At 72.7% G+C, this 17,330-nt stretch carries 15 protein-coding genes; 1 reads left to right on the forward strand and 14 read right to left on the reverse strand.

What is annotated here, in order from left to right; all coding sequences use genetic code 11:
* From ilvC to ilvD (HLI28_RS14845), 10 genes are all read right to left on the reverse strand, one after another.
* Nucleotides 1–1,026, reverse strand: a 1,026-nt coding sequence (ilvC, locus tag HLI28_RS14800; protein ID WP_304604429.1) for a ketol-acid reductoisomerase, incomplete at its 3' end; no start/stop codon positions are given.
* Between the two features lie 77 nt (nucleotides 1,027–1,103).
* On the reverse strand, nucleotides 1,104–1,625 hold the full coding sequence (gene ilvN, locus HLI28_RS14805) for an acetolactate synthase small subunit (RefSeq protein WP_171248347.1): 522 nt from the start codon (nucleotides 1,623–1,625) through the stop codon (nucleotides 1,104–1,106).
* A gap of 4 nt (nucleotides 1,626–1,629) precedes the next feature.
* Entirely contained in the window at nucleotides 1,630–3,453 is a 1,824-nt protein-coding gene (locus HLI28_RS14810) for an acetolactate synthase large subunit (protein ID WP_171248348.1), read from the reverse strand.
* Between the two features lie 262 nt (nucleotides 3,454–3,715).
* On the reverse strand, nucleotides 3,716–4,801 hold the full coding sequence (locus HLI28_RS14815; RefSeq protein ID WP_171248349.1) for an ABC transporter permease subunit: 1,086 nt from the start codon (nucleotides 4,799–4,801) through the stop codon (nucleotides 3,716–3,718).
* Entirely contained in the window at nucleotides 4,801–5,742 is a 942-nt protein-coding gene (locus HLI28_RS14820; protein ID WP_171248350.1) for an ATP-binding cassette domain-containing protein, read from the reverse strand. The genes HLI28_RS14815 and HLI28_RS14820 overlap by 1 nt, the downstream gene beginning before the upstream one ends.
* Before the next feature lie 109 nt (nucleotides 5,743–5,851).
* Nucleotides 5,852–6,172, reverse strand: coding sequence for a 4a-hydroxytetrahydrobiopterin dehydratase (locus HLI28_RS14825; RefSeq protein WP_171248351.1), 321 nt, complete (start codon nucleotides 6,170–6,172; stop codon nucleotides 5,852–5,854).
* A complete protein-coding gene (locus tag HLI28_RS14830) occupies nucleotides 6,165–7,490 on the reverse strand; it encodes a VOC family protein (RefSeq protein WP_171248352.1) in 1,326 nt (441 codons plus the stop codon). The genes HLI28_RS14825 and HLI28_RS14830 overlap by 8 nt, the downstream gene beginning before the upstream one ends.
* Before the next feature lie 66 nt (nucleotides 7,491–7,556).
* Entirely contained in the window at nucleotides 7,557–9,272 is a 1,716-nt protein-coding gene (ilvD, locus tag HLI28_RS14835; protein ID WP_171248353.1) for a dihydroxy-acid dehydratase, read from the reverse strand.
* The gene (locus HLI28_RS14840; RefSeq protein ID WP_171248354.1) at nucleotides 9,269–9,820 is read right to left on the reverse strand and encodes a GNAT family N-acetyltransferase; all 552 of its coding nucleotides are present in this window, start codon (nucleotides 9,818–9,820) and stop codon (nucleotides 9,269–9,271) included. Before HLI28_RS14840 ends, ilvD (HLI28_RS14835) begins: the two co-directional genes overlap by 4 nt.
* 2 nt (nucleotides 9,821–9,822) lie before the next feature.
* Nucleotides 9,823–11,685 (reverse strand): dihydroxy-acid dehydratase, encoded by a 1,863-nt coding sequence (gene ilvD / locus HLI28_RS14845; RefSeq protein ID WP_171248355.1) that lies wholly within the window; start codon nucleotides 11,683–11,685, stop codon nucleotides 9,823–9,825.
* A 158-nt stretch (nucleotides 11,686–11,843) separates the two neighbouring features.
* Between ilvD (HLI28_RS14845) and HLI28_RS14850 the strand changes: the two genes are divergently transcribed.
* Nucleotides 11,844–13,217, forward strand: a complete 1,374-nt coding sequence (locus HLI28_RS14850) for a cryptochrome/photolyase family protein (RefSeq protein WP_171248356.1) — start codon at nucleotides 11,844–11,846, stop codon at nucleotides 13,215–13,217.
* Nucleotides 13,218–13,254: 37 nt separating this feature from the next.
* Here the strand turns inward: HLI28_RS14850 and HLI28_RS14855 are convergent, their stop codons facing one another.
* Genes HLI28_RS14855 through gatC form a run of 4 tightly spaced genes read right to left on the reverse strand, consistent with a single transcriptional unit; the run spans nucleotide 13,255 to nucleotide 17,155 of the window.
* A complete protein-coding gene (locus HLI28_RS14855; protein WP_216077837.1) occupies nucleotides 13,255–13,809 on the reverse strand; it encodes a GNAT family N-acetyltransferase in 555 nt (184 codons plus the stop codon).
* A 23-nt stretch (nucleotides 13,810–13,832) separates the two neighbouring features.
* The gene (gatB, locus tag HLI28_RS14860; protein ID WP_171248358.1) at nucleotides 13,833–15,335 is read right to left on the reverse strand and encodes an Asp-tRNA(Asn)/Glu-tRNA(Gln) amidotransferase subunit GatB; all 1,503 of its coding nucleotides are present in this window, start codon (nucleotides 15,333–15,335) and stop codon (nucleotides 13,833–13,835) included.
* A 16-nt stretch (nucleotides 15,336–15,351) separates the two neighbouring features.
* On the reverse strand, nucleotides 15,352–16,857 hold the full coding sequence (gatA, locus tag HLI28_RS14865) for an Asp-tRNA(Asn)/Glu-tRNA(Gln) amidotransferase subunit GatA (RefSeq protein ID WP_171248359.1): 1,506 nt from the start codon (nucleotides 16,855–16,857) through the stop codon (nucleotides 15,352–15,354).
* Nucleotide 16,858: 1 nt separating this feature from the next.
* Nucleotides 16,859–17,155: an Asp-tRNA(Asn)/Glu-tRNA(Gln) amidotransferase subunit GatC gene (gene gatC / locus HLI28_RS14870; protein ID WP_171248360.1), complete on the reverse strand. Its 297-nt coding sequence runs from the start codon at nucleotides 17,153–17,155 to the stop codon at nucleotides 16,859–16,861.
* Nucleotides 17,156–17,330: the final 175 nt, after the last annotated feature.

Raw genomic sequence — 17,330 nt, forward strand, 5'->3', positions numbered from 1 at the left:
GCGAGCGGCGGTGCCCTCCGTGTAGTCGGAGTCGGCCGGCTTGATCCACGAGAACATCTTGCGCAGCTCGCGGCCGGTGGCCTCGATCGGGTGGTTCTCCGCCTTGGCCCGCAGCTCCGTGAACTCCGGGGCGCCGGCGTCCTGGTCGGCGATGAAGCGCTCGGCGAAGGCACCCGACTGGATGTCGGCGAGGACGGCCTTCATGTTCTGCTTGACCTCGGGCGAGATCACGCGCGGCCCGGAGACGTAGTCGCCGTACTCCGCGGTGTCGGACACGGACCAGCGCTGCTTGGCGATGCCGCCCTCGACCATCAGGTCGACGATGAGCTTCAGCTCGTGCAGCACCTCGAAGTAGGCGACCTCGGGCTGGTAGCCGGCCTCGGTGAGCACCTCGAAGCCGTACTGGACGAGCTGGGAGGCGCCGCCGCACAGCACGGCCTGCTCGCCGAACAGGTCGGTCTCGGTCTCCTCGGTGAACGTGGTCTTGATGCCCCCGGCACGCAGGCCGCCGATGCCGGCGGCGTAGGACAGCGCGGTGTCCCAGGCCGTGCCCGAGGCGTCCTGCTCGACGGCCACGATGACCGGCACGCCACGGCCGTCGACGTACTCGCGGCGCACGAGGTGGCCGGGGCCCTTGGGGGCGACCATGAAGACGTCGTGGCCGGCCTCGGGCTTGATGTAGCCGAAGCGGATGTTGAAGCCGTGGCCGAAGACCAGGGCGGCGCCGTCCCGCAGGTTCGGGGCGATCTCGTCGCGGTACAGGTCCCGCTGGACCTGGTCCGGGGCCAGGATGACGACGACGTCGGCCTCGGCGACGGCCTCGGCCACGGGCAGGACCTTCAGGCCCTGCTCCTCGGCCTTGGCGGCCGACGACGAGCCGTCGCGCAGGCCGACGCGGACGTCGACACCCGAGTCGCGCAGGTTCAGCGCGTGGGCGTGGCCCTGGCTGCCGTAGCCGATGACGGCGACCTTCTTGCTCTGGATGATGGACAGGTCGGCGGCATCCTCGTAGAACATCTCAGCCACGGTGGTGCTCCTCTTTCTTCAGGGTGTGACGCGTCAGGGGGATTCTGGCAGGCACGGGGTGACGGGGCGCAGGCGTCTCAGGCGCTGCGGACCCGCTCCAGCGCCCGGTCGGTGATGGATCGCGACCCGCGCCCGACGGCGAGGGTCCCGGACTTGACGATCTCGCGGATGCCGTACGGCTCGAGGGCGGTCAGCAGGGCCTCGAGCTTGGCCCCGGTCCCGGTGGCCTCGACGACGACCGTGTCGGGCACGACGTCGACGACCTTGGCCCGGAAGAGCTCGACGACCTCGAGCACCCCCGACCGGGTGGTCGGGTCCGCCTTGACCTTGACGAGCAGGAGCTCGCGCTGGACGGACGCCTCCGGGTCGAGCTCGACGATCTTGATGACGTGGACCAGCTTGTTGAGCTGCTTGGTGACCTGCTCCAGCGGGTGGTCCTCGACGTCGACCACGACGGTGATCCGCGAGATCTCCTCGTGCTCGGTCGGGCCCACCGCCAGGGACTGGATGTTGAACGCGCGACGGGCGAAGAGCCCGGCGACGCGGGTCAGGACACCCGGCTTGTCCTCGACCAGCACGGACAACGTGTGACGGCTCATCGGCTCAGTCCTCTCGTTCCCAGGCCGGCGAGATGCCCCGCGCGTACTGGATGTCGTCGTTGCTGACCCCGGCCGCGACCATCGGCCACACCATCGCGTCCCGCGAGACGGTGAAGTCGACCACCACGGGCCGGTCGTCGATCTCCTGGGCCTTCTTGATCGCGGCGTCGACCTCGTTCTCGTGCTCCACGCGGATGCCGACGCAGCCGTAGGCCTCGGCGAGCTTGACGAAGTCGGGGATGCGGGCGGTGCCGTGGCCGGTGTGCAGGTCCGTGTTGGAGTACCGCTCGTTGTAGAAGAGGGTCTGCCACTGGCGGACCATCCCGAGCGAGCTGTTGTTGATCAGCGCGACCTTGATCGGGATGTCGTTGATCGCGCAGGTGGCCAGCTCCTGGTTGGTCATCTGGAAGCAGCCGTCGCCGTCGATCGCCCACACGTCGCGGTCGGGTTCGCCGACCTTGGCCCCCATCGCCGCCGGGATGGAGTACCCCATGGTCCCGAGCCCGCCGGAGTTGATCCAGGTGTTGGGGCGCTCGTAGCGGATGAACTGGGCGGCCCACATCTGGTGCTGGCCGACGCCCGCCACGTAGATCCCGTCGGGTCCCACGATCTCGCCGAGCCGGGAGATCACCGACTGGGGAGCCAGGTGGCCGTCGTCGGTGGAGCTGTAACCGAGCGGGTAGGTCTCGCGCCAGGTGTCGATCTGGTGCCACCACGCCTCGATGTCGGGTCTGCCGACCTTGTCGTGCTCCGCCTCGAGGGCGGGCACCAGGTCGGCGACGACCTCGCGCAGGTCGCCGACGATCGGCACGTCGACGGCGCGGTTCTTGCCGATCTCGGCCGGGTCGATGTCCGCGTGGACGATCGCCGCGTGCGGGGCGAAGCTGGACAGCTTGCCGGTGACCCGGTCGTCGAAGCGCGCGCCGAGGGCGACGATGAGGTCGGCCTTCTGCAGCGCGGCCACGGCGGGCACCGTGCCGTGCATGCCCGGCATGCCCAGGTGCTGCGGGTGGGAGTCGGGGACCGCGCCCCGGGCCATCAGCGTCGTCACGACCGCAGCGCCCGAGACGTCCACCAGGCGGCGCAGCTCGGCCGCGGCGCCGGAACGCACGGCCCCGCCGCCGACGTACAGCACCGGGCGACGCGCCGTGGCCAGCAGCTTGGCGGCCTCCCGGATCTGCTTGGCGTGCGGCTTGGTCACCGGGTGGTAGCCCGGCAGCGTCAGCTGCTGCGGCCAGGAGAACGTCGTCCGGGCCTGCATCGCGGACTTGGCGATGTCGACCAGCACGGGGCCCGGGCGACCGGTCGAGGCGATGTGGAAGGCCTCGGCGATGGTCCGCGGGATGTCGTCGGCGTCCTTGACCAGGTAGGAGTGCTTGGTGATCGGCATCGTGATGCCGACGATGTCCGCCTCCTGGAAGGCGTCCGTCCCGATGGCGGGGCCGGCGACCTGACCGGTGATCGCGACCATCGGCACGGAGTCCATGTTGGCGTCGGCCAGCGGCGTGACGAGGTTGGTCGCCCCGGGGCCCGAGGTCGCCATCGTCACCCCGACCCGCCCAGTGGCGTGGGCGTACCCGGACGCCGCGTGCCCGCCGCCCTGCTCGTGGCGCACCAGGATGTGCCGCAGCTTCTGGGAGTCCATCAGCGGGTCGTAGGTCGGCAGGATCGCACCGCCGGGGATGCCGAAGACGGTGTCGACGCCGATCTCCTCGAGCGACCGGACGATCGACTGCGCGCCCGTGACCTGCTCCTCGACCCGGTGCTCGACCGGGCGCGGAGCGGTGCGCGCTGCCACGTGGGCGGGTGTCGGGTTCGGCTGGCCCATCGGTCTCTCCTGCCGCTGGAACGGAATCTGGGGTGTGCGGGGTGTCTCTGTGCAATGAAAAACCCCTCGGTCCCGACCACAAGGGGGACGAACGAGGGGTGAGCGCGCTGACGAAGTCCGGAACGTGGCCTCAGCCGGCGCGCCCAGGAAGTACTACAAGGATGATCGTCTGCACGTGACGCACGTTACGCCGTCGGGCCGCGGATGTCACGCGCTGGTCGGAACGTCCCAGATGATGGGACGCCGCTGCGACCGGGGGCGGTCAGTCGAGGTCACGCCGGCAGAACACGGCACCGGCGACGAGCGTCAGCACGGCCACGACCGCCAGCCAGTACAGCCCGCCGTGCGCACCGCCGACCACGCCGGTCAGCCACGGGACCGAAGCCTCCCCGGACGGGTCGGCCGCCCTCGCGGGGTACTGGTAGATCGCGCCGTCCCGGAGCCAGGCGTCCAGGTTCAGCACCGGCAGCCAGCGCTGCGCGGTCCCCAGCGTGAACGCGAAGCCGGCGCTCGCCCACAGCAGGAGCGCCGCTCCACCGATGGCCGAGGCCGCGTGGCGCAGCAGCACCCCCAGGGCGACACCCGCGGCGGCGCACAGCGCCCCGGCCAGGAGCAGCCGTCCCGAGAACGCGGCGATCTGGGCCCAGTCGTCCCCCGACACCGTCCCGACGGTCCCGACGGCGGCGTGCAGCGCGTAGAGGCCACCGACGGTGGCCAGCCAGCCCCCGAGGACCAGCGGCGCCGTCCCCAGCGCGGCGGCGGCCGCCTTCGACCCGTAGACGCGCGAGCGGCGGGGCTCGAAGGTCAGCCACAGCCCCAGCGCCCCCGTGCGCTGCTCCGCCGTGACGAAGCTGACGCCGACGACGAAGGCCAGCATGAGGAAGGCCGGCGCGGCACTCCGCGCGGCGGAGGAGAGGCTCGACCAGCCCGACCACAGGGACTCCTGCACGGCGGCGACCTCTGCCGAGAGGGCCGCGGCGGCGGTCTCCGTCCCGGTCAGCCCGCCGGTCGCCGAGGAGCCGGAGGTCTCGTGCCACACGAAGGTCGAGCTCGACGGCAGGAACTGCTCGAGCTGGGGTTCCAGCCGGTCGCACCCGTAGTCGGCACCCGGCTCCGCCGCCTGGGCCTCCCGGCAGCTGGCCGTCTCCTGTTCGCCGTTCTCCTGCCACCACTCCGCCTGCTCGGCGTAGTAGCGCTCCGCCTGGGCGATCTCCTGCGCCGACGGCGGCTGCGCCGCGCCGATCTGGGTCACGACGGCGAGCCCCGCGACCACGAGCGCCAGCAGCAGCCCACCCCACGTCACGCGGCGCATCCACAGTCGCCGCAGCTCGACCCCGACCAGGCGCATCAGACGCTCTCCCCCGCCGTCTCGGTCTGCGTCAGCCCGAGGAAGACCGACTCCAGGTCGACCTGCCGCGGGGCGAGCTCACGGGCCCACACCCCCTGCTCGCCGAGCATCCGGTTCACGGCGGCCGCCCCGGCACCCTCGACGACGAGCGCCGCACCGTCGCGCTCGACCGACAGCCCGCGGGCGCCGAGCACGCTCGCGGCGACCGCGACCTCGTCGGACGCGAGCCCGACCCGCACCGCCTGCCCGGCCTGCCCGGCCACGAGGTCGGCGACCCGGCCCTCGGCGATCAGCCGTCCGCGGGCCACGATGGAGACCGAGTCGGCCACCTGCTGGACCTCGGCGAGGATGTGGCTGGAGACCAGCACCGTCCTGCCGCGGTCGGCCAGGTCCCGCATGGTCCGCCGGATCTCGTGGATCCCCGCCGGGTCGAGCCCGTTGGTCGGCTCGTCGAAGATGAGCAGATCGGGGTCCTTGAGCAGCGTCGCGCCGATGGCCAGCCGCTGCTTCATGCCCAGCGAGTAGGTCCGGTAGGGGTCCCCGGCGCGGCCGCTGAGACCGACCTCCTCGAGCACCGCGTCGACCCGGTCGCGCGGCGTGCCGATGGCGTCGGCCAGCAGCCGCAGGTTCGACCGCCCGGTGAACGCCGGGAAGAACCGGGGGCTCTCGACGATCGCACCGACCCGGCCCACGACGTCGGGCAGGTGCCGCGGCACCTCGTGACCGAAGATCGTGGCCGTGCCCCGGTCGGGACGGGCCAGACCCAGCAGCATGCGGATCGTCGTGGTCTTCCCGGACCCGTTCGGTCCGAGGAACCCGTGCACGCCTCCGACGGGGACCCGCAGGTCCAGGTTCTCGACACCGACCCGACGCCCCCGCAGGGTGCGGAACGACTTGCGCAGACCGCGCGTCTCGACCGCCAGCTCCCCGTCGATCACCACATGCCTCCCGGTGGCCCCCGCGGGCCGCGCCGCCCGCTCCCACCTGGACGGACGCCGGGTGTGCTGCGGAGCATAGCGGCCCGGCGGGCACCCGGGACAGGGCGGTCGATCAGCCGGACGACGGTCGGTCGGCGGGGATGTCGAGCTCGCGGGCCGCCTCCGAGATCCGGGCCGCGAGCGCCGCGTCCCGTTCGCTGAGCCCGCCGATGTCGTGGGACGTCGTGCGCACGACGACGGTGGCGTACCGCAGGTCGACGTCCGGGTGGTGGTTCGCGGCCTCGGCCAGCTCCCCGATCTCCTCGACCAGCCGCACCCCGGTGGTGAAGGCCCCGGTGCGGAACGTCGCGGTCGCCGGCCCGTCCTCGGGCGCCTGCCAGTCCTCGGTCCCGGCGGCGTCGTGGAACTGCGCGGGGGTGATGCGGTCACTCATGGTCCTGGTCCCTTCCGATCGAGACGGCGATGTCGATCTCGTTGCCCTCCGGGTCCGCGACGGTACGCCACAGCGGCGCCTCGGCGTCGTACACGACCCGGCCCCCGGCGGCCACCGCGGCGGCGACCCGCTCGTCGGCCACGTCCGCCGGGACGAACAGGTCGACGTGGATCCGGTTGCGCTGCTCGCGGGGTGCGTCCATCTGCTGGATGAAGACGGACGGGCCACGCAGCAGCGGGTCGTACAGGTCGGCGTCCTCCCGGGTGGCGTACCCGAGGGCCGCGGCCCAGAACCGGCGCACGGCGTCGACGTCGAGGGCGTCGAAGGTGAGCTGGACGTCCCGCAGGGCACCCGGGTCCGGCTCCACGCCGGCTGCACGGGCGGCGGCCTGGATGCGGCGCGCCAGGTCGAGCGCGGCGTCGTCGATCCAGCCGTCCTCGGGGGCGCCGACGCGGAAGGTGACGTGGCCGAACCGCAGGTCCGTGGAGAGCCGCACCCCGGCGTCGTCGGCGAGGCGTTGGGCGGTCGCCGCGAGGTCGACCCCGGCGTCGAACCCGCCGGTCACGTAGCGCGCGCACGCCCCCTGCAGGACGCGCCAGTCGTCCACCCCGTCCGCGGCGCGGAACGCGTCCGGGGAGACCAGGCCCTCGGGGAGATCCTCCTCGAAGCCCTCCCACGCCTCGACGTCGGCCTCGTTGCCCTCGGGGTCCGCGAGGGTCCACCAGTGCGGGACGAACTCCTCGGTCGTGAGCCGGCCGCCCGCCGCGAGCGCCGCCTGGACACGCGTGGGTCGGTCGTCGTGCGGGACGAAGACGTCCAGGTGCAGCCGGTTGCGCAAGGGCCGGGGCTCGTCCATCTGCTGGAACCAGATGCCGGGCCACCGGGCGTCCGGGTCGAGCAGGTCCTCGTCACCGGCCCGGCGGTGGCCGAGCACGACCTCCCAGAACGGCATGACGCGCTCGCGGTCGGTGGCGTCGATCGTCAGCTCGACGTCCCGCAGCGCCGCCGGGTCGGGTGTCAGGCCCACCCGCTCGGCCGCGGCCGAGATGTCCTGCGCCAGGGCCACGTCGCGGCGGCTCAGCCCGCCGACGTCGTGCGAGACGCACCGCACGACGACACCGTCGGGGCGCAGGTCGACGTCGGGGTGGTGGTTCGCGGCGTCGGCGAGCACCTTGATGTCCTCGAGCAGCACGGCCCCGGCCCCCGGTGCGGTGGGACGGAACAGCGCGCAGGCGCCGTGTGCCAGCACCCTCCAGTGCCCGGAGCTGTCGGCCTTCTCGAAGGCGTCCGGGGTGATCTCGTCGGACTCGGTGGCCATGGTCCCTCCCGCGGTGGCCGGTGCGATCCACCTACCGTGCCGTGGTCGGGGGCCGCTCGCGCGTGCTCAGCCGAGCACGGCGCCCTTCGACGCGGACTGCACGAGCTTCGTGTACTTGGCGAGCACCCCGCGGGTGTAGCCGTGCGGCACGGGCCGCCAGTCGTCGGTGTGCCGGGCGGCCAGCTCGTCGGCGTCGACGAGCAGGTCGAGCGTCTTGGCCGCGACGTCCAGGCGGATCCGGTCGCCGTCGCGCACGAACGCGATCGGCCCGGCGTCGACGGCTTCGGGGGCGATGTGCCCCACGCACAGGCCCGTGGTGCCGCCGGAGAACCGGCCGTCGGTGACGAGCAGGACGTCCTTGCCGAGCCCCGCGCCCTTGATCGCCCCGGTGATGGCGAGCATCTCGCGCATGCCCGGGCCGCCCTTCGGGCCCTCGTAGCGGATGACGACGACGTCCCCGGCCGTGATCGTGCCGTCCTCCAGCGCGTCGAGGGCGTGCCGCTCCCGCTCGAAGACCCGCGCCGTGCCCTCGAAGACGTCGGAGTCGAACCCGGCGCTCTTGACCACGGCGCCGTCCGGGGCGAGCGACCCGTGCAGGATCGTGATGCCGCCGGTCGGGTGGATCGGGGCGTCCAGGGCACGCAGGATCTTGCCGTCCGGGTCAGGAGGGGTGAGGTCCGCCAAGTTTTCACTGACGGTGCGCCCGGTGACGGTGAGGCAGTCGCCGTGGAGCAGACCGGCGTCCAGCAGGGCCTTCATGATCACGGGGACCCCGCCGATGCGGTCCACGTCGTTCATGACGTAGCGGCCGAACGGCTTGAGGTCGCCCAGGTGCGGGACCTGGCTCGCCACGCGGTCGAAGTCCTCCAGGGTGAGCTCGACGTCGGCCTCGTGGGCGATGGCGAGCAGGTGCAGCACGGCGTTCGTGGACCCGCCGAACGCCATGACCACGGCGATGGCGTTCTCGAACGCCTGCTTGGTCAGGATGTCGCGCGCGGTGATGCCGCGGCGCAGCATCTCCACGACCGCCTCGCCGGAGGCGTGGGCGAACGTGTCCCGCCGCCGGTCGGCCGACGGCGGGGCCGCGGACCCCGGCAGGGACATGCCCAGCGCCTCGGCGGCCGAGGCCATGGTGTTCGCCGTGTACATCCCGCCGCAGGCGCCCTCGCCCGGGCAGATGGCCCGCTCGATGCGGTCGACGTCCTCGCGGGACATCAGCCCCCGCGAGCACGCCCCGACCGCCTCGAAGGCGTCGATGATCGTCACGTCCTTCTCGGTGCCGTCCGAGAGCTTGACCCAGCCGGGCATGATCGAGCCCGCGTAGAGGAACACGCTGGCCAGGTCCAGCCGGGCGGCCGCCATGAGCATGCCGGGCAGGGACTTGTCGCAGCCGGCCAGCAGCACCGAGCCGTCCAGGCGCTCGGCCTGCATCACCGTCTCGACGGAGTCGGCGATGACGTCCCGGGAGACCAGCGAGAAGTGCATCCCCTCGTGACCCATCGAGATGCCGTCCGAGACGGAGATCGTGCCGAACTCGAGCGGGTACCCGCCGCCGGCGTGCACGCCGTTCTTCACCGCACCGGCGAGCCGGTCCAGCGACAGGTTGCAGGGCGTGATCTCGTTCCATGAGCTCGCGACGCCGATCTGCGGTTTGGCGAAGTCGTCGTCCCCCAGGCCGACGGCGCGCAGCATCCCGCGCGCGGCGGTGGCCTCCAGACCGTCGGTGACCTGACGGGAACGGGGCTTGAGGTCGGGGGTGGTTCCGGCGTCGGTGCTCGTCATGCCCTCAGGCTAGGGCCGACGGCGGCACGCGGCCCGGCGGTCTCCCGGCGCGGGACCGGACGGACCCAGATGCGCGCCCGGGTCCGCACGCTCCCGGAGACGAACGGCGCCGACTCGCCGGTCGGCGCGTACCCCAGGGCACGCCAGAACGGTTCCGCCGCCGCACGGTTGGTGTCGACGACGCCGAGCCGCAGACGGACGATCTCCGGCCACGTCTCCGCACGCTCCTCGACCGCCGCGTGGAGCGCCCGGCCCAGCCCCTGCCGGTGCCGGCTCGCGGCGATCGCGAGCAGGCCCAGGTGCGCCTGGTCGGCGGTGGGCCAGCCGCGGATCACGTCGGCCAGCCCCACGAGCACACCCGCGTCGTCGAGGATCCCGAGGACGTGCTTCGCGTCCGGCGTCGTGCCCGGCGGATGCGACGTGAGGGCGTCGACCGCGTCCTGACGGCTCGGCGGACGCCCGGAGACACGCCGCGCGTACCCGCCGTCGTCGGCGAGCAGCCGCTGGACGGCATCGACGTCGGCCGCGGAGAGGTCGACGACCCGCACGCTCAGCGCCGCGCGACGAGGTCGACGTCGCGCACCGCGCCCTTGTCCGCGCTCGTCGCCATGGCGGCGTAGGCCCGCAGGGCCGGCGAGACGTACCGGTCGCGGTCCTTCGGCTGCCACGGGGTCGCCGAGGACTCCATCGCGGCGCGGCGCTCGGCGAGCACCTCGTCGGGGACGTTCAGACGCACGGAGCGGGACTCGACGTCGATCTCGATCTCGTCGCCGTCCTCGACCAGACCGATGACGCCGCCGGCGGCCGCCTCCGGGGAGACGTGCCCGATGGAGACGCCGGACGACCCGCCGGAGAAGCGGCCGTCGGTGATGAGCGCGCAGACCTTGCCCAGCCCGCGGCCCTTGAGGAACGAGGTCGGGTAGAGCATCTCCTGCATGCCGGGACCGCCGGCGGGGCCCTCGTAGCGCACCACCACGACGTGCCCGGGCTCGACCTGCTTGGTGAGGATCTTCTCGACCGCCTCGTCCTGCGACTCGCACACGAGCGCCCGACCGGTGAAGTGGAAGACGTCCGGGTCGACACCGGCGGTCTTGAACACGGCGCCGTCCTCGGCGAGGTTGCCGCGCAGCACGGCCAGACCGCCGTCGGCGGTGTAGGCGTGCTGGACGTCGCGGATGCAGCCCTCGGCGGCGTCGGTGTCGAGGGACTCCCAGCGGTTCTCGGTCGAGAAGGCCTGGGTGGTGCGCACCCCGCCCGGGGCGGCGTGGAACAGCTCGGTGGCCTGCTCGGTGGCCTTCCCGCCGCGCACGTCCCAGTCGTCCAGCCACTCCTGCAGCGTCGGGGTGTGCACGCTGGTGACGTCCTTCTCCAGCAGCCCGCCACGGTGCAGCTCGCCGAGCAGCGCCGGGATGCCACCGGCCCGGTGGACGTCCTCCATGTGGAAGTCCGGGTGGTTGGGGGCGACCTTGCTCAGGCACGGCACCCGCCGCGAGATGTCCTCGATGTCGCGCAGCGTGAAGTCGACCTCGGCCTCCTGCGCGGCGGCCAGCACGTGCAGCACGGTGTTGGTCGACCCGCCCATGGCGACGTCGAGCGCCATCGCGTTGGCGAACGCCTCCTTGGTGGCGATCCCCCGTGGGGCCGCGGTGTCGTCGGAGTCGTCGTAGTAGCGCTTCGCCAGCTCGACGACGGTGCGCCCGGCCTCGAGGAACAGCTCCTTGCGCGCGGAGTGCGTGGCCAGCGTCGAGCCGTTGCCCGGCAGCGACAGCCCGAGCGCCTCGGTGAGGCAGTTCATCGAGTTCGCGGTGAACATGCCCGAGCAGGAGCCGCAGGTCGGGCAGGCGTTCTCCTCGACCTTCGCCAGCGCTTCGTCGGAGACGTTCTCGTCCGCCGCGTAGTTGATCGCGTTGACGAGGTTGAGGTTCGTCCGCGCGACGCCGTCGGCGACGACCGCCTTGCCGGCCTCCATCGGCCCGCCGGAGACGAAGACGACGGGGATGTTCAGCCGCAGCGCCGCGTTGAGCATGCCCGGGGTGATCTTGTCGCAGTTGGAGATGCACACCAGCGCGTCCGCGCAGTGCGCGTTGACCATGTACTCCACCGAGTCGGCGATGAGGTCGCGGCTGGGCAGCGAGTAGAGCATGCCGCCGTGGCCCATCGCGATGCCGTCGTCGACGGCGATGGTGTTGAACTCCTTGGCGACTCCCCCGGCCTCGCGGATCGCGCCCGCGACGAGATCGCCCATGTCCTTGAGGTGCACGTGCCCCGGGACGAACTGGGTGTAGGAGTTCGCGATCGCGACGATCGGCTTGCCGAAGTCCTCCGAGCCCATGCCGGTGGCGCGCCACAGGGCGCGGGCGCCGGACATGTTGCGGCCGTGGGTGGACGTGCGCGAACGCAGGGGGCGGCTCATCTGCATGCTCCTTCGGACCGGCCCACGGACGCACCGTGAGCGACGTGCCTGCGCAGCGTACGCCGTCGTGCCGGATGCTGGGACGCCCGTCCCGCGTGCTGGTCACCGGGCCCACGGCTCCCCCGGCGCCGACGGGACGGGCACCGTACGGTGGCCGCATGCCCACGACCGTGATGTGGTTCCGGCGCGACCTGCGCCTGGCCGACAACCCGGCCCTGCTGGCCGCGCTGGAGACCGCGCGGGCCGACGACTCCGCCGTCGTCGGCCTCTACGTCCTGGACGACGTCCTGTGGCGCCGGGCCGGCGCCAACCGGCTCGCCTACCTGCGCGAGTCGCTGCGCGCCCTGGACGAGGCCTGCGGCGGACGGCTCGTGGTGCGCCGCGGCGACCCCGTCGACGTCGTGCCACGGGTGGTGCGCGAGGCCGGTGCCGCCGAGGTGCACGCCGCGGCCGGCTACGAGCCGTACGGCCGACGACGCGACGACGAGGTGGCCGCCGCGTTGGACGGTCCGGGCGTCCCGCTGGTGCGCACCGGGTCCCCGTACGCCGTGGCCCCCGGTCGGCTCTTCACGCAGAGCGGCGGCGCGTACCAGGTGTTCACCCCGTTCCGGCGGGCCTGGCTGGAGCACGGCTGGCGGGAGCCGGTGCACCGGCCCCGCCAGATCCCGTGGGCCGACCTGCCCGGCGAGGACCTCCCGCACTCCCCCGAGCCGACGGCGCGGCTGCCCCGCGCGGGCGAGGAGGCGGCCCGACGGCGGTGGCGTGACTTCCTGGACGACGGGCTGGCGGACTACCCCGCCGCGCGGGACCGACCCGACCTGGCCGGCACCTCGGCGATGTCGGTGCACCTGCGCTGGGGCGAGATCCACCCGCGCACGATGCTCGCCGACCTCGCCACGGCACAGTCCGACGGCGCCCCCTCCGAGGCCGTGGCGACGTTCCGCTCCGAGCTGTCCTGGCGGGAGTTCCACGCCGACGTGCTGTACCACCGGCCGGACGCCCGCACCCGCTCGCTGCGCGCCGTCGTCCCCGACGACGCCTGGACACGGGGCGAGCAGGAGACCGAGTGGCTGACGGCCTGGACGGAGGGACGGACCGGCTACCCGTTCGTCGACGCCGGGATGCGGCAGCTGCTCGCCACCGGCTGGATGCACAACCGGGTGCGGATGGTCGTGGCGTCGTTCCTCGTCAAGGACCTGCACGTGCGGTGGCAGCGCGGGGCCGAGCACTTCATGGCGCACCTGGTGGACGGCGACGTGTCCCAGAACCAGCTCAACTGGCAGTGGGTCGCGGGCACCGGGCACGACGCCGCGCCCTACTTCCGCATCTTCAACCCCGTCACCCAGGGCGAGAAGTTCGACCCCGACGGCGAGTACGTGCGCCGCTGGGTGCCCGAGCTGCGCGAGGTGGCCGGCCGGCGGGTGCACCAGCCCTGGAAGCTGGACACCCCGCCGGCCGACTACCCGGCGCCCCTGGTCGACCACGCGCACGAGCGCAAGGTCAGCCTGGACGACTTCCAGCGGGGCAGGTGAGACGCGGCCGGAAGCGGTCGACGTCGCGGTGCCGCGGTCAGGACCCGCGGACCATCGCGCGGTACTCGTCCTCGAGGATGCCCATGACGATGGCGTCGGCCCAGTCGTCCCCGTCGCGGTAGGCGTCGCGCAGCCGCCCCTCCTCGACGAAGCCGAGCGACGCGTACAACGCCTTGGCCCGCGGGTTGATGCTGAGCACGTCCAGGCCGACGCGGTGCAGCCGCAGACCGTCCGGTCCGTCGTCGAAGGCGAACCGCAGCACGTGCTCGATCGCCTCCCGCCCGTAGCCGCGCCCCCGGTAGTCCGGGAGCATCTGCAGGCGCAGGTTGGCGCTGCGGCTGACCGGGTCGATGTCGTTGAGGACGATCTCCCCGATCAGGTCGTCGCTGACGAGCTCGCCGTCGCGCATCGCGGCCGGCGTGATGGCCCAGTCGAACCGACCGTCACGGTCGGCGACCGTGGCCGCCCAGTCGTCGATCTGCTGCCGGGTGAAGCTCGCCGTCGTCCCCGTCAGGCGCATGCCCTCCGGGTCGTGCAGCGACTCCCAGAGCCGCTCGGCGTCGGGGGCCTGGATCGGCCGCAGCCGGACCATCTCGCCGGGCAGCACGGGGGGTGTCACGACCCGATCCTCTCCAGCACCAGCTCACGCACGCGCTTGGCGTCCGCCTGGCCCTTCGTCGACTTCATCACCGCGCCGATGATCGCGCCGACCGGACCCTGGTTGCCACCGCGGACCTTCTCGACGACGTCCGGCTGGGCGGCCAGCGCCTCGTCGATCGCGGACAGCAGCGCACCGTCGTCGGAGACGATCTCCAGACCGCGCGCGGCGACGACCTGCTCCGGGTCGCCCTCGCCGGCGAGCACGCCGTCGAGCACCTGGCGGGCGATCTTGTCGTTGATCCGGCCGGAGTCGATCAGCCCCTGCAGCTCGCCGATCTGCGCCGGCGTGATGGACAGCTCGGCCAGCTCGACCTCGTCCTGCTTGGCACGGCGGGCGAGCTCACCCATCCACCACTTGCGCGCCGCGGCGGGGCTGGAGCCCGCCGCGATCGTGGCCTCGATGAGGTCGAGCGCTCCGGCGTTGACGACGTCGCGCATCTCGGCGTCGGCGTAACCCCACTCGTCCTGCAGCCGGCGACGCCGCGCCTGCGGCAGCTCGGGCAGACCCGCGCGGATCTCCTCGACCCACTCGCGTGACGGCTCGACCGGGACGAGGTCCGGCTCGGGGAAGTACCGGTAGTCCTCGGCGTCGGACTTCACACGCCCGGAGGTGGTGATGCCGGTGTCCTCGTGCCAGTGCCGGGTCTCCTGGATCACGGTGTCGCCCGCGTCCAGGATCGCCGCCTGACGCGACACCTCGTAGCGCACGGCCCGCTCGACCGAGCGGAACGAGTTCACGTTCTTCGTCTCGGTCCGGGTGCCGAGCGGGGCGTCCGGCGTCGCCCGCAGGGAGAGGTTGACGTCGGCACGCACGTTGCCGCGCTCCATCCGCGCCTCGGACACGTCGAGGACCCGGAAGATGTCCCGCAGCGCCTGCACGTAGGCGCGTGCCACCTCGGGGGCCCGGTCACCGACGCCGGTGATCGGCTTGGTGACGATCTCGACCAGGGGGATCCCCGCTCGGTTGTAGTCCACCAGGGAGTAGTCGGCGCCGTGGATGCGTCCCGCGGCACCGCCGACGTGCGTGTTCTTCCCGGCGTCCTCCTCCATGTGGGCGCGCTCGATCTCGACCCGGTGGATGGTGCCGTCCTCGAGCTCGACGTCGAGCCAGCCGTCGAACGCGATCGGCTCGTCGTACTGGGAGGTCTGGAAGTTCTTCGGGACGTCCGGGTAGAAGTAGTTCTTCCGGGCGAACCGGCAGGACTCGGCGATCTGGCAGTTCAGCGCCAGGCCGATCCGGATCGCGTACTCGACGGCGGTGCCGTTGACCACGGGCAGCGCACCGGGCAGGCCGAGGCTGACCGGAGTCGTCTGGGTGTTCGGGGCGCCCCCGAAGGACACCTCGGCCGGGCAGAACATCTTGGTGCGGGTGCCGAGCTCGACGTGCACCTCGATGCCGAGCACCGGGTCGAACCGTCGGACCGCGTCGGCGTAGTCGACCAGCTGGGTCACAGTCATCTCCTTCGTGGGTCCGTCAGCCGAGCTCGGGCGCGCGGTCGAGCAACGGGCCGCCCCAGGACTTCTCCAGGGCGGACTCCAGGGCGGCGCCGACACGGTACAGGCGGTCGTCGGCCTTGGCCGGTGCCAGCACCTGGAACCCGACCGGCAGCCCGTCGTCCGACAGGCCGTTCGGCACCGAGATGCCGGGGATGCCCGCCAGGTTGGCCGGGATGGTCGCGACGTCGTTGAGGTACATCGCCAGCGGGTCGTCCAGCTTCTCGCCGAGCTTGAACGCCGTCGTGGGCGCCGTCGGGGACACCAGGACGTCGACCTGGGCGAACGCCTCGTCGAAGTCGCGCTGGATGAGCGTGCGCACCTTCTGCGCGCTGCCGTAGTAGGCGTCGTAGTAGCCCGCGCTGAGGGCGTAGGTGCCCAGGATGACGCGTCGCTTGACCTCGTCGCCGAACCCGGCGCCGCGGGTGGCCGCCATGACGCGCTCGGCGGTGACCGGGCCCTCCTCGGGCTCGACCCGCAGGCCGAAGCGCATGCCGTCGAACTTGGCCAGGTTGCTGGAGGCCTCGGCGGGCAGGATCAGGTAGTAGGCGGCGAGCGCGTACTCGAAGTGCGGGCAGGAGACCTCGACGACCTCGGCACCCGCCTGGCGCAGCAGGTCCAGGGACTCCTCGAAGCGCGTCTGGACGCCGGCCTGGTAGCCCTCGCCCTGCAGCTGGCTGACCACGCCGACCTTCACGCCGGACAGGTCGCCGAGCGCGCCCTGCTTCGCGGCCTCGACGAGCGGCGGCAGCGGCTCCGGGATGGAGGTCGAGTCGCGCGGGTCGTGCCCGCCGATGAGCTCGTGCAGCAGCGCCGAGTCCAGCACGGTCCGGGTCACGGGGCCGGCCTGGTCGAGGCTGGAGGCGAGCGCGATGAGGCCGTAGCGGGAGACGCCGCCGTAGGTCGGCTTCACGCCCACGGTGCCGGTCACGGCGCCCGGCTGGCGGATGGACCCGCCGGTGTCGGTGCCGATGGCCAGGGGGGCGGTGAACGCCGCCACCGCGGCGGCCGAACCGCCGCCCGAACCGCCGGGGATCCGCTCGAGGTCCCAGGGGTTGTGGGTGTTGCCGTAGGCGGAGTGCTCCGTGGAGGAGCCCATGGCGAACTCGTCCATGTTGGTCTTGCCCAGGATGGGCAGCCCGGCCTCACGGATCTTCTCCACCAGGGTGGCGTCGTACGGCGGCACCCATCCCTCGAGGATCTTGGAGCCGGCGGTCGACGGCATGCCCTGGGTGACGACGACGTCCTTGACGGCGATCGGCACACCGGCCAGCGGGTGCAGCTCTTCGCCGGCCGCCCGGCGGGCGTCGACGTCGCGGGCCGTCGCCAGCGCCTCGTCGGCGTTGACGTGCAGGTAGGCGTGCACCGAGCCGTCGACGGCGGCGATGCGGTCGAGGTAGGCCTGCGTCGCCTCGACGCTGGTGACCTCGCGGTGGCGCAGCTTCTCGGCCAGATCGGCGGCCGAGAGTCGGGTCAGGTCCGTCATCTCACTCCTCCCCGAGGATCTGCGGCACCGCGAACCGACCGTCTTCGGCCTCCGGCGCAGCGGCGAGCACGTCGTCGACCGGCAACGCCGGCTGGGGCTCGTCGGCACGGAACACGTTGGACATGGGCAGCGGGTGGCTCGTCGCGGGGACGTCAGGGGTGGCGACCTGGCTCACCTTGGCGATGGACTCGACGATCACGTCGAGCTCGCCGGCGAGGCGGTCCAGCTCGTCTGGGCGGAGCTCGATCCGCGCCAGCGCGGCGACACGCGCGACCTCGTCACGGGAGATGGTGGACATGGCCGCCAGTCTAGTGGGCCGACGTGACGCCCTGATGACGTGGGGACCACCGGACGTGTGAACCATGTCCCTGGTCCGCGGTCCGGCGGGCGGACCGGCGGTCGACGCTCGGGGATGGCGGTCCGGCGCGGTGGGGAAAGGCAGCAGGCCCCCCACCTGTGGTGGGGGGCCTGCT

Source organism: Isoptericola sediminis (genome assembly GCF_013085345.1).
GTDB lineage: Bacteria > Actinomycetota > Actinomycetes > Actinomycetales > Cellulomonadaceae > Isoptericola > Isoptericola sediminis.

Coding starts and splice junctions, on each gene's coding strand:
- HLI28_RS14830 (WP_171248352.1), bottom strand. CDS start 7,490: ATGGCCACCGAGTCCGACGAGATCACCCCGGACGCCTTCGAGAAGGCC.
- HLI28_RS14810 (WP_171248348.1), bottom strand. CDS start 3,453: ATGGGCCAGCCGAACCCGACACCCGCCCACGTGGCAGCGCGCACCGCT.
- HLI28_RS14850 (WP_171248356.1), top strand. CDS start 11,844: ATGCCCACGACCGTGATGTGGTTCCGGCGCGACCTGCGCCTGGCCGAC.
- gatA (WP_171248359.1), bottom strand. CDS start 16,857: ATGACGGACCTGACCCGACTCTCGGCCGCCGATCTGGCCGAGAAGCTG.
- gatB (WP_171248358.1), bottom strand. CDS start 15,335: ATGACTGTGACCCAGCTGGTCGACTACGCCGACGCGGTCCGACGGTTC.
- ilvN (WP_171248347.1), bottom strand. CDS start 1,625: ATGAGCCGTCACACGTTGTCCGTGCTGGTCGAGGACAAGCCGGGTGTC.
- HLI28_RS14855 (WP_216077837.1), bottom strand. CDS start 13,809: ATGGTCCGGCTGCGGCCGATCCAGGCCCCCGACGCCGAGCGGCTCTGG.
- ilvD (WP_171248353.1), bottom strand. CDS start 9,272: ATGACGAGCACCGACGCCGGAACCACCCCCGACCTCAAGCCCCGTTCC.
- ilvD (WP_171248355.1), bottom strand. CDS start 11,685: ATGAGCCGCCCCCTGCGTTCGCGCACGTCCACCCACGGCCGCAACATG.
- HLI28_RS14815 (WP_171248349.1), bottom strand. CDS start 4,801: ATGCGCCTGGTCGGGGTCGAGCTGCGGCGACTGTGGATGCGCCGCGTG.
- gatC (WP_171248360.1), bottom strand. CDS start 17,155: ATGTCCACCATCTCCCGTGACGAGGTCGCGCGTGTCGCCGCGCTGGCG.
- HLI28_RS14825 (WP_171248351.1), bottom strand. CDS start 6,172: ATGAGTGACCGCATCACCCCCGCGCAGTTCCACGACGCCGCCGGGACC.